Genomic DNA, 11,862 nt, shown 5'->3' with positions numbered 1-11,862 from the left:
TATACTGCTAATCAGAGACGATAAGGATATGCTGCGGACTAGTCGCCGATTAGAGTACTCATGTCAGATCAACTATACATCCGTAATTTCAGCATCATTGCCCACGTCGATCACGGCAAAACGACGCTGAGTGATCGACTTCTCGAAGTGACGCGCACGATTAGCGAGCGTGAACAGCGTGAGCAACTCCTCGACTCGCTCGATCTTGAGCGTGAGAAGGGTATCACGATCAAGTTGAAGCCGGTGCGCATGGAATATCGTGCCGCTGATGGTCAACTTTACCAGCTTAATCTGATCGATACGCCCGGGCACGTCGATTTTAGCTATGAAGTGAACCGCTCGCTGGCTGCCTGCGAAGGTGCACTGCTCGTCGTTGATGCGTCGCAAGGCATCGAAGCGCAAACGCTCGCCAATACCTATCTGGCGCTAGAAAATGATCTGGTCATTATTCCAGTAGTGAATAAGATCGATCTCCCCGGTGCGCATCCAGAAGAGGTGGCGCAAGAAATTGAGTCGGTGATCGGAATTCCGGCTGAAGAGGCAATTCTGGCCTCGGCAAAAGAGGGGATCGGAATTACCGAGATTCTCGAGGCAATCGTTCGGCGGATTCCGCCGCCACGGGGACAGCGTCAGCAACCGGCACGGGCCTTGATTTTTGACTCGCACTACGATCCTTACAAAGGGGTGATTGCCTACGTGCGGGTGGTAGACGGAGTTTTCAGGGTGCGTGATCGGGTACACTTTATGGGTACCGGTGCGCAGGCTGAAACGCTTGAGATTGGTATTTTCCGCCCGGCAATGACCCCACTTAATGAATTGGTTGCCGGCGAAGTGGGCTATATTGCCACCGGTTTGAAAAGTGTTGCTGATTGTCAGGTTGGCGATACGATCACGCTGGCCGATGCGCCGGCGGCTGAGCCACTACCCGGTTATCGCCCGGCCAAGCCGATGGTCTTTGCCGGTTTGTATCCTATTGACTCGAATGCCTACCCTGAATTGCGGGAAGCGTTGGAACGCTTGAAACTCAACGATGCTGCACTCTCGTTTCAACCTGAAAGTTCAGCAGCGCTAGGGTTTGGCTTCCGCTGCGGTTTTCTCGGTTTGTTACACATGGAGATTGTGCGCGAACGGCTCGAACGTGAATATAAGCTCGATTTGCTGATCACTGCACCGTCCGTCGAGTATCAGGTGTTACTTTCTGACGGTGAAATTATCACTGTCGCGAATCCTTCGGAAATGCCCGATCGGTCACGGATCGAAGCGATTGAAGAGCCGGTCGTTGAGATTAGCGTAATTACGCCGGTGCGCTATATCGGCACAATTATGGAGTTGGTGACGACCCGTCGTGGTACGTTCATCAGTATGGATTATCTTGATCCGACGCGAGTACTCTTGAAGTACCGTATGCCACTGGCGGAAATCGTGATTGATTTCTACGATCAATTGAAGAGCCGGACGCAAGGTTACGCCTCGCTCGATTATCATCTGGCCGGTTATCAGGAAGCTGATCTGGTAAAGCTGGACATTCTGGTTAATGGTCAGCCGGTTGATGCGCTCTCGCTGATTGTGCATCGTGATTTTGCCTATCAGCGTGGTCGTGATCTCGTTGAACGGCTGCGCCAATTGATCCCGCGTCAGATGTTCGAAGTACCGATCCAGGCCGCCATTGGTTCAAAGGTGATTGCCCGCGAGACGATTCGCGCCTTGCGGAAAGATGTGTTGGCAAAGTGTTACGGCGGTGATGTGACCCGTAAACGGAAATTGCTTGAAAAGCAAAAAGAAGGCAAAAAGCGCATGAAGATGGTGGGAAGTGTGGAAATTCCTCAGGAGGCCTTTATGGCTATTCTGTCGCTTCATGAATCGGGTTACGAGCGTGAGCGCTAATTGAAGGGATTGCGAGTTGCTTGCCCTTTCCTGTGTTGGAGGAGAACCTGTCAATGAATCGTCTGATCTGGTTATTTACGCTCTTCCTCTTAGTTGGTTGTCAGAGTGCGGTCAATGGTCAGCGGTGGGCCGATACCGATTCGGCAGTCGTCTTTCGTATTGGTTCACGGCTGTTTACCCTCGCCGATGTAAATGCCGAGGTACGACGGGCAATTGGTGATGGCATCGCCAACGCACTCGCTGCGGGTCAGACCAGGGAGCAGATCGAGCAGATTGTAGTCGAGAACGATCTGCGTCGTCAGATTTTCGAGCAAATGATTCAAAATGAGCTGCTGTTGCATTATGCACGCCAACACGGGATCGGGGTTGATCCGATTGCGCTCGATGCAGCAGTCTTCAACCGTCTGGCAGCCGATGCCAGTCCGGCTGAAGTACAGGATTTGCGTAGTCTGTTGGCCCGTGAGCAGGTTGTTCTTGAAGTGATTGCTCGTCATACACGGGCTGATATGGCTCATGTCCGCCATATTCTGGTGGCTGATGAGGCGACAGCACAAGCGGTGCTTGCCGAGCTGCAATCAGGCGCCGATTTTGCAACCCTGGCCGCAAAACGTTCCCGTGATACGGCATCGGCTGCTCAGGGTGGTGATCTGGGATGGACGCCAAGAGGTGAGTTTGTCGCACCGTTTGAAGAGGCGATCTTTTCGATCCCCCTCAACACCCCTCAGATTGTGCAGACTGAGTTTGGTTTTCACGTTGTGGAAGTGTTAGGACGGGAAAACCAGCGTCCCTTTTCTTCGTTTGAAGAGTTGCGTACACGCCGTAATGCCAATCAGTTCTATCAAGAGACGTTCATCCCCTGGTATGAAGAGTTGCGTCGTCAGGCAGAATTGAGTGGCGAGTTGCAAATTGCGGCTGGCTTCGATCCTGATACCCTGCTTATCCCATTCCCTGAGACACCATGAACTCATCAGTATCGTTCCAGGCTATATTTCAGGTGGTGATCGAGCATGGTTTGATCGATCCGACGGCAGTTCAGGTCTTCGCCATCGAGCAAGTCTTGCAGACAGTGCCGGTTGCACCGGCAAGCCGTGTCCTACCCTGGGTTGAACAACAAGGTTTAGGCAGCTATCAACCGCCACGGGTTCCTTTCCCATTAGCTACACATACAACGGCATTCATCTGGGGATCGGTCGCTGCCTTTAACGGTGCAGCGCTGGCAACGCTATTAGGCGAACGTTATCCGTTGTATCATCCGTTAACGATTATCTCGCTACCAACCAAGACAATTCATACCTGTCTGCTGAGTGAGCTGGCGTCCGCACCCCTACCAGATGGTGTAATGGTTGGCGTAATTGTTCCTGCATTGTCATTACCTCACGATCAGCGTGGGTTTGATCGGCTGCGTTGGGTGATTACCCGTCTGCTCGGTCCTGATGGTTGTCCGTGGGATGTGCGGCAGACGCATCAAAGTTTGCGTCAGCATTTGCTTGAGGAGGTATATGAGGCGCTGGAAGCACTTGATACCGGCAACATGACCGCACTCTGCGAAGAGTTGGGAGATGTTCTCTTACAGGTGCTTGTGCACAGCGAGATGGCGCGTCAGGCAGGTTCTTTTTCGCTCGAAGATGTTGTGCAACGAGTGGCTGATAAGCTGATATTCCGTCATCCGCATGTCTTTGCGACCACGACGGTCGATCATCCCCAACAGGTCTTGCAGAACTGGCATCAACTCAAAGCACAAGAACGGCTTACAGAAGGAAAGATACGGCATAGTGCGCTTGATGGTGTACCCAGTGCGTTACCTGCACTGGCGATGGCGCAGGCACTGACACAGAAGGCCATCCAGGCCGGATTTACGTGGCAACATCTCGATCAGGTATGGGCAAAAGTTGATGAAGAGTTGCAAGAACTGCGAACGGCGATGGATATGTCTGCCCGGCAGGCCGAGCTTGGTGATCTCCTCTTTGCGCTGGTAACGCTGGCGCACTGGCTCCGAATTGATGCTGAAACTGCGCTGCGTGAAGCTAATATGCGCTATAAACAACGCTTTCAGTGGGTAGAGCAAATGGCTGCACAGAGTGGACGTACATTGCAAGATTGTTCGTTAACGGAAATGTTAGCCTGGTGGACAGAGGCAAAGGTGATGGGAAGTGAACAATAAATCTTCGCCGATCCAGCTTTCGTTCAACGATGTGGTGCAATTGCGCAAACCGCATGCTTGTGGCGGCGATACCTGGCGAGTTGTACGTCTTGGCGCTGACATTGGATTGCGTTGTGAAACATGTGGGCGTCGGGTCTTGATACCGCGTGCTGAGCTAGAGCGACGGATGAAGCGTCTCATTACGCCCGAGATCAAATCGTGATCGAGATGGCGTGATTGCACGCACGGTTGATGTAACAATGCTGAACTGACATTCCTGGGAGCAATCCGACGGTATAAGGCGTATCTCATCCTCGCTCAGTGGTTAAACGGTACCTTTGCACTGTGCAAACGAGGTTGCTTGCCGGTCGGCAATAGGCGCGGTATGATGGCAGTATCGCGTGGAGATCGATTTTGTACATTTTATGATGGAATACTACTACTGGCGAAATGTTACTTACAGGTCCTGTCCAGGTTTCATAACCTCCTCGGTTCGGTTGCTTGTCATTAGCCTGATCTGGTTGATTATAGCTTCTGAAGTCGTCGCTCAACCGGTACGATCGCTCTACATGGTTGAGTACGATGGCGTCCTCAGTAGCTATGCGGCCGGTTATATCCGACGTGCGCTACGTGAAGCGGAAGCCGCGAATGCCCAGGCGCTAGTAGTACAACTGACGCCGCAAGGAGCAGTGGTTGCAGAAGCACGAGCGCTAGCTAGAGAGATTGCTGAGGCGCGTGTACCGGTCATCATCTACATTAGCCCCACCGGTCACGATGCTGGTGCCGCCGGCGTGTGGCTGTTGGCTGCTGCACATATTGCCGCGATGGCGCCGGATAGTCGGTTTGGTATCGCTACACCGTTGTTTGTTCCGGCAACTGGTGTGAGCGATCCAACGCAAGATCTGCTGTTGGAAGAACAGTTGCGGCAGTTTGAGGCGTGGGGAACAGCGCGGCAACGGAATGTTAGTTGGGTGGAACAGGCCTTGCGAAGCGGTTTTATTGCTACTGCCGGTCAGGCTATCGCCACAAATCCACCGATCATCGACATTGTTGCACGTGATCTAACCGAGTTACTCCAGCGTCTAGAAGGTCGGGTAGTTACACTGAGCGATGGCACCCAGGTCACGCTGTCTACGCTCGGCGTTCGTCCACGGGTGATAGAAGTATATCTGGTCGAGGCAGTGTTATTGATCCTGTCCAACCCGACGGTGGTCTTCCTCCTCCTGATTATGGCTGGGCTAGCTTTTTATGCTGAGTTTCTCAGCCCAACTGTTGGCATCCTGGCGGGGTTAGGAGTACTGTTGTTAGCAGGAGCAATCATTGGTATGATTGCCCTGCCGGTACAATGGCTGAGTGTGTTAGGTATTCTCATCGCTTTTGGTCTGGTGGCGGCAGATCTCTTTGTACCATCGCACGGTACGCTGACGGTCATCGGGGTGGGTGTTATGATCGCCAGCTCGCTAACCCTGTTCGATTCAACGCAGGCGCCTGGAGTGGCAGTAGCGCTATGGGCGATCATCCTGGTAGCATTATTGATTGCGCTGTTCGCCATCGGTGGGATCTGGCTGGCATTACGTTCGCGGAATCGTCCGGTGGTAACCGGACAAGAGGTATTAATCGGTCGGTTGGCCGAGGTGCGCAAGCGTCTCGATCCAGAGGGAATGGTGTTTGTCGAAGGTGCACTCTGGCGGGCGGTATGCGAAAATGGAGTTGCCGAAGAAGGTGAATATGTGCGGGTGACCGGAATCTATGCCTTGCGGTTAACTGTGAGGCGGATCGATCCTCAAGAGTCATCCGTGCAGACATCCTAAAGGGTTGTAGGCCACCGGTTAGTTGTCATCTGTTCGGAAAGGAGCAGTCTCATGGGGGCAACGTTCTTTCTGTTGGCATGTCTGGCGGTTCTCGCTTTCATTGCGCTGATGATCTTATTGTCGGCGATCAAGATCGTTCCAGAATACGAGCGTGGGGTGATCTTTCGATTGGGGCGGCTGATGGGACCGCGTGGACCTGGTATCTTTTTTGTAATCCCAGTCTTTGAACGAATGGTACGGGTGGATATGCGTGTCATCACGATGGATGTCCCGGTTCAGGAAGTGATTACACTCGACAACGTGACCATCAAGGTCAATGCAGTTCTTTACTTCCAGGTCATTAATCCAAACTGGGCAGTGACAAAGGTGATGGACTATATCCGGGCGACGATGCAGATCGCTCAGACCACTCTGCGCAGTGTCGTTGGTCAGGTTGAATTAGATGAGTTGCTGGCCCAGCGCGAGAAGATCAATCAGAAGTTACAGCAGATCATCGATGAGCAGACCGAACCGTGGGGGATTAAAGTCACGATTGTGGAAGTAAAGGATGTTGAGCTGCCGCAGAACATGCAACGAGCGATGGCTCGTCAGGCTGAGGCCGAGCGTGAAAAGCGGGCGAAGCTGATTCACGCCGATGGTGAATTGCAGGCCTCGCGCACGCTGGCCGAGGCTGCGCACATATTGGCCAGTGAGCCGGTGACGTTGCAACTACGCTATTTGCAGACCCTGACCGAGATCGCCACCGAGAAGAACAGTACGATTGTTTTCCCATTACCAATCGATATGCTCAAGACCTTCTTTTCGGCAACCAACACACCAGACAGCGATGCGCGAAAGGCAGTACGGGACGATTAAGGGTCAATGCGGGCGATGCGGTCAGCGCCGTGGGGACGACAGCGGGGATCGATGCGGGCAATGCGGGTGGCGCCGTGGGAACGACGGTAGGGGCAAAAAATTTTTCGCCCCTACCGTCAATACGATAGCCGCTAGGTTGATCGTGGGTGCAGTGGCGAAAAGGTCTTTCTCACCTTCTACTGACGGGCAATTACCGCAATGCTAACGATGAGCAGGGTGGCACCGACTACTCCGAAAGCCGTAAATCGCTCACCAAGCAAAACAATCGCCAGTAGTGCAGAACCAAGCGGTTCAAGCAGGGTGATTGTAGCGGCAGTGGTCGCCCGGACACTGCGCATTCCTCGCACGTATAGCGCGTAGGCAATCGCCGTTGGCACGATACTGAGATAGATGATGAGCATCCAGCCCTGCAACGGATAATCGACGACCAGTCCGCTAGCGAGCGCCGCAGGCATGAGCAGAAAAGCACCAAGGGTAAACGACAGAGCGACCGGTACTACCGGATGGTATTCCGCAGCGATCATGCGTGCACCGAGGATCACCAGGCTGTACGAAAAGCCGGCTGTCAGTGCCAGGGCAGTACCAATCAGGAGGTCGGCTGTTGAGGCTACCTGAGGCGTACCTCCGACGAGAAGACCGGCTCCGATGACCGCACCAGAGATTGCCAGCCATGTCTTGGGGCGTAGATGCTCACCGAGAAAGATCCGCGCCAGCAGCGCAGTGAAGATCGGTGCACTACAAATGTTGATCAATACTGCTGCTGCGACACCGAGGTACGGGATGGCAGCAAAATAGGCGACCTGGTAACCAGCGAATGCGCCTCCGATCAGACCCAGTGTTAAGCGATGGTGAGGTTTAATGCGAAACGCTCGTTGACCGGCAAGCAGTCGGGCCGTTATCAGCAATACCGGCGCCGAGAGGAGCAGCCGTAAAAAACCTATTGAGAGTGAGGTAGTCTCGGTCAGGCGATACAACCAGCCAACTGCAACCCCAATCGTTCCCCAAGAGAGAGCAGCAGCAACGACCATCGCCACATCGAGCGGACGCTGAGTCTCATCAAGACGGTGCATAGCACAACTTATTTACACACATAGCCCCCGTGCCGTACACGGGGGCTAAGACGATGCGCACCCGAACAGGTTAATCGAGATAGCCGCGGAGTTTCTTCCCTAAGTGAGGATGGCGCAGCTTACGCAAAGCAACGGCTTCGATCTGCCGAATCCGCTCGCGAGTAATCCCAAACTCCATACCGACCTCTTCGAGGGTACGGTAGCGGCCATCTTTGAGGCCGTAGCGCAATTGAATAATCTTGCGCTCACGTTCAGGAAGTTTCATCAGCACCTCTTCAAGCTGCTCACGCAGCAGAGAGGCAGCCGCTGCTTCAGCCGGGGTCGAGATGCGATCATCCTCAATGAAATCGCCCATGCGCCCCTCACCTTCCTGCCCAACCGGCATTTCAAGCGAGAGCGGGTGCATACTGGCTTCGAGCGTGCGGCGTACTTTTCCGGCGGAAATACCCATCGCATCGGCGATCTCTTCAGGTGTGGGTTCGCGCTGCATCGTCTGCTGGAGACGATGCGACATACGTTTCACCTGACTAATGGCCTCACCCATATGAACAGGCAGACGAATAGTACGGCTCTGATCGGCAATGGCACGGGTAATCGCCTGACGGATCCACCAGGTTGCATAAGTGCTAAATTTATGACCCTTCTTGTAGTCGAATTTCTCGACAGCCCGCATCAGGCCGATATTTCCCTCTTGCACCAAATCCATCATCGTCAGGCCATAAGAAGTGTACTTCTTCGCAATACTCACAACCAGGCGCAAATTAGCCTGAATCAGATGATGGCGAGCATCTTGCCCCTGTTGGACTGCACGTTCTAGTTCAAAACGTTCTCGTGCTGAAGAGTACTCTTCGCGATCAAGGCGTTGGCGGGCAATCGCACCTGCCTCCATCGCTTTTGCCAGTTCAACTTCTTGCTCAGCAGTCAACAAAGGTACTTGCCCGATTTCCTGCAAATACATCCGAACCGGATCATCAAATGCAATCTCACCCAGATCGGGCAAATCGGCGATCAAATCAACATCTGAGTCTGGCTCAAACTCGTTTGGTCCTTCAAGTTCATCACTCGACTCGATAACTTTGATCCCTTCGGCCTGCAACATCGCATAGAGCTGATCGATATCGGCAATATCGTGCTCTGGATTGGGGAAGGTGGCGAGAATGTCGGCGTGCGTAATGTATCCCCGCACGCGAGCTGTGGCGAGCAGTTGCTCGATCATTGCCTCTGACTCCGGTGTGGCTTTGCTCAACATCGTTCAACCAGTGCTCTGTTGATGGCGTCAGATGGGCTGACAACCATCGCTAGGCCGTCAGTTTGACGGCGGGCTACAGTAATCGATTCGTCTTGAGGAATATTGAAAGGCCTCAGCGACTCGTCTAAAACGCCAGGCCTTTCACGTCGCGTACACTCTGTTGCTTCGGCAAAGAGATGGGGTCGAGAGCACACCCTCAAACCCCAAGCTGTCACCGCGATAGAGGGACGCAGACGTGGCACCCCATTAGACGTAACTAAAGCTACTATAGCACTGTTGGTATACCAGAGTCAACCCCTCTTTTGGCCGATTCTGTGAGAAAGTTGGTAAAAGATAAAAATAGTGCCAGGGTGTGCAAGCTTGCGATGCTCGCTGGCGGTTTCCGCTATACCGCACCGTCAGCTCGAATGTGAGCTGTTATAACGTGGCATCTTCTTCAGTATCAGGCAGATATGCGCTAATTTTTGCAAGTGAAAAGTTGCGAATATCGTTCCGTAAGTAGCAGAAAGCGCGCACGCTTGGCCCGTTTGGCTCAACCGTTAGCTCGATAGGGCGAATGCGACGTTCGATGGGTTGCGGGCTGCTATTTGAGGTGTAGATAATGCGCAACGTGGCGCCGTTGGCCAGCGCAGCGGCGAGTGGAGCGGGTACTTCTGGTTCTGGTTGACCAGGGAGTAATCCGCGGGCAAAGCGGAGGGCGTCGCCCAGGGTGACGACGCCAATATGGGCCATCTCGTTCACGAGGCGATGAAAGAGAGCTTGAAGAGTCAATACATCCTCCATCGCTCGATGGGTGGGCACAGGGAGATCAAGGTTAGTTGCCAGTGCTTTCAGGCTGAGTGAACCACGACGCATCCCAAGACGACGTGCCAGTTCGAGCGTGTCAAGCGCCGGGCCGGTGAGGGGCGGATAACCGGCCTGAGTCAGTTCCATATTGAGAAAAGACTCATCAAAGGGGAGATTATGGGCAATACGTACCGCGTTTTGATTAAGGGTGATAACGTGTGGCGCAATCTCGGCAAACCTTGGCGCCTGGTACAGGTCTTCAGGTCGCAGGCCATTGATCTGAGCTGCCTGCGGATCGAGTTCACGCTCAGGGTTGATTAACGTATTCAGCGAACCTGCTTCGTTGCCATGCTCGTAGCGGAGCATAGCAATCTCACAGATGCGATGACCGGCTCGAATATCGAGACCGGTAGTTTCGACATCGAAAAAGAGTAAAGGCAGCTCGCTGATCGGTTGTTGCAAGTAAGACGCGATCATTTCACTACTGGCACCTGTGCAGCTACATCATCGGGAATGCCAAGCAGAGAAGCCTGCACCCAACCCTCACGGTCACGGACTGTTCGTACTCGATACCATGTACCATCGGCGGTGCGCTCAAACAGCTCAACAACCTCCGGCGGGTTGACTTGATCAATTACCGCGCTACCCGTATCGGCTGCCAGGTAGATCGAGCCGTTATCAAAGACGCTTACCACGTTGGCAACCGGTGTCTCGGCGGCGATCAGATCAGTGACGGCAATCAGCGTTCTACTGACCCAACCCACCTCGTCCCGCACAGTTCGTACATAATACCAGAGGGCGTTGGGAGTACGGGCCAGAATCTGCACCTCTTCGCCAGCGTTAATGCCACCAATCACGTTGTTCACGCCAGTGTAGGGAAGCTTCCGCACATTACCACCGTTGGTCACTGCTACCCGTTGTCCGGTTGGCAGCGTCGGTGTAGGTGTGGCCGTTGGTGGCAGTGGCGTCGGAGTTTCCTGGACAGCGATTACGGTGGGGGTTGCGGTTGCCAACAGCGTTGGCGAAGGAGAGGGCGTTGGCTCAGTACCGTAAAACGCAGCGGCAAAGGTTGGCAACACTTCCAGTTCAGCTTCGGCGCTGAGGCTACCGTCGGGAGTCGTGACAACAACGGTATACTTTCGGCCTTCTGGCGTTGGATCGCCATCAGGAAGTTTTGCTTCACGGAAATCACCACGATCACGACGAATTTGGATTCTCCTTGCTGGATCGAACCAGCGCAGCGGTTGACCATCGGCGCGTAGTTCAACCTGCAATTCGGTGTTATCGGGTAGGCCGGTGCTGCGTACACGCACACTTAAGGTTAGTGGGTTGGCGCGGACAATGGTTGCATCTTCAATGGTGAGCGTAACCGGTATGGGTGATGGGGTCGGTGTGGGTGGTGGTGCAGCAGTCTGATCATTACTCAGACTCAATACTAGAATGCCGATCCCCATACAGAGCAAAATTGGGATCAGGATGAAGAGTAGCTTCGCTGCCAGGGAGAGGTTACGCAACCGATCCTGCCAGCTTTGCGGTTCTTCGAGCGGGATGGCGGTGTAGTCGATCTTTGTTGGTGGCGGAGTTTCCGGCGCAGGAGGAAGTGCCTGTGATGCACGCCGCCGCCGCACAATCAGCACAACCAACAGAATAATGACGATGCCGAGAATGATCAACCCAATGGCGAGTGGTGTTGGTATCTGGTTAAGCGTTGTTTGCATGAGCAACCTCGATTACAAGCGCTTCAAATGCTTATAATATGCGAATCTCGCTCTATCTGCAACTGAGGGAGTCTTTGCTTGGGATTGTTCAACGTTTTCACCCGATCTAGCAGAGGTGAAGGGAGAGGGGAGGGCAAAGAGAGGAGAAACGTGCGCAGGAGAGGCGGGTTTCCGTTTCGATGGTGTTCTGCCCAACCTCTTGTTGGCTTGCCGATCATGCTTGTTAGCGTATTGTCGAGACGGGTTCACCCCCGCTTGCGGGGGAAGGGGAAGGGAAGAGGAATGTTGGCTGATGTACCAAGCAATGGATTTCTGCACCTCGCATGATGTGGGCTGTAGGCCCGCGCAC

General features: G+C 53.7%; 10 protein-coding genes. 6 read left to right on the top strand and 4 right to left on the bottom strand.

The features are described 5' to 3' along the window. The first annotated feature begins 60 nt into the window (after positions 1 to 60). The 6 genes from lepA (at position 61) to QTO31_RS18480 (ending at position 6,690) form a co-directional block, all read left to right on the top strand. Positions 61 to 1,884 (top strand): translation elongation factor 4, encoded by a 1,824-nt coding sequence (gene lepA / locus QTO31_RS18505; protein ID WP_301430612.1) that lies wholly within the window; start codon positions 61 to 63, stop codon positions 1,882 to 1,884. Between the two features lie 53 nt (positions 1,885 to 1,937). Continuing rightward, entirely contained in the window at positions 1,938 to 2,846 is a 909-nt protein-coding gene (locus tag QTO31_RS18500) for a peptidylprolyl isomerase (protein WP_031459183.1), read from the top strand. After that, entirely contained in the window at positions 2,843 to 4,045 is a 1,203-nt protein-coding gene (gene mazG / locus QTO31_RS18495) for a nucleoside triphosphate pyrophosphohydrolase (protein WP_301430609.1), read from the top strand. Before QTO31_RS18500 ends, mazG begins: the two co-directional genes overlap by 4 nt. Continuing rightward, positions 4,035 to 4,247, top strand: a complete 213-nt coding sequence (locus QTO31_RS18490; protein ID WP_236631165.1) for a DUF951 domain-containing protein — start codon at positions 4,035 to 4,037, stop codon at positions 4,245 to 4,247. Before mazG ends, QTO31_RS18490 begins: the two co-directional genes overlap by 11 nt. Before the next feature lie 178 nt (positions 4,248 to 4,425). Beyond that, the gene (locus QTO31_RS18485; protein WP_301430606.1) at positions 4,426 to 5,835 is read left to right on the top strand and encodes an NfeD family protein; all 1,410 of its coding nucleotides are present in this window, start codon (positions 4,426 to 4,428) and stop codon (positions 5,833 to 5,835) included. Between the two features lie 51 nt (positions 5,836 to 5,886). Then, positions 5,887 to 6,690, top strand: coding sequence for a slipin family protein (locus QTO31_RS18480; RefSeq protein ID WP_031459179.1), 804 nt, complete (start codon positions 5,887 to 5,889; stop codon positions 6,688 to 6,690). A gap of 176 nt (positions 6,691 to 6,866) precedes the next feature. Here the strand turns inward: QTO31_RS18480 and QTO31_RS18475 are convergent, their stop codons facing one another. From QTO31_RS18475 to QTO31_RS18460, 4 genes are all read right to left on the bottom strand, one after another. Then, complete coding sequence (locus tag QTO31_RS18475; protein ID WP_301430604.1) at positions 6,867 to 7,760, bottom strand: DMT family transporter; 894 nt, start codon at positions 7,758 to 7,760, stop codon at positions 6,867 to 6,869. Between the two features lie 70 nt (positions 7,761 to 7,830). After that, on the bottom strand, positions 7,831 to 8,976 hold the full coding sequence (gene rpoD, locus QTO31_RS18470; protein ID WP_301430603.1) for an RNA polymerase sigma factor RpoD: 1,146 nt from the start codon (positions 8,974 to 8,976) through the stop codon (positions 7,831 to 7,833). Positions 8,977 to 9,426: 450 nt separating this feature from the next. Continuing rightward, positions 9,427 to 10,272: a 3'-5' exonuclease gene (locus QTO31_RS18465; RefSeq protein WP_031459788.1), complete on the bottom strand. Its 846-nt coding sequence runs from the start codon at positions 10,270 to 10,272 to the stop codon at positions 9,427 to 9,429. Continuing rightward, positions 10,269 to 11,513, bottom strand: a complete 1,245-nt coding sequence (locus QTO31_RS18460; protein ID WP_301430600.1) for an SH3 domain-containing protein — start codon at positions 11,511 to 11,513, stop codon at positions 10,269 to 10,271. The genes QTO31_RS18465 and QTO31_RS18460 overlap by 4 nt, the downstream gene beginning before the upstream one ends. Between the last annotated feature and the right edge of the window lie 349 nt (positions 11,514 to 11,862).

This window comes from Chloroflexus sp. MS-CIW-1 (assembly GCF_030444705.1).
Lineage (GTDB): Bacteria > Chloroflexota > Chloroflexia > Chloroflexales > Chloroflexaceae > Chloroflexus.
The sequence above is the reverse complement of the archived record's forward strand: the minus strand, read 5'-3'. Positions and strand labels throughout refer to the sequence as shown.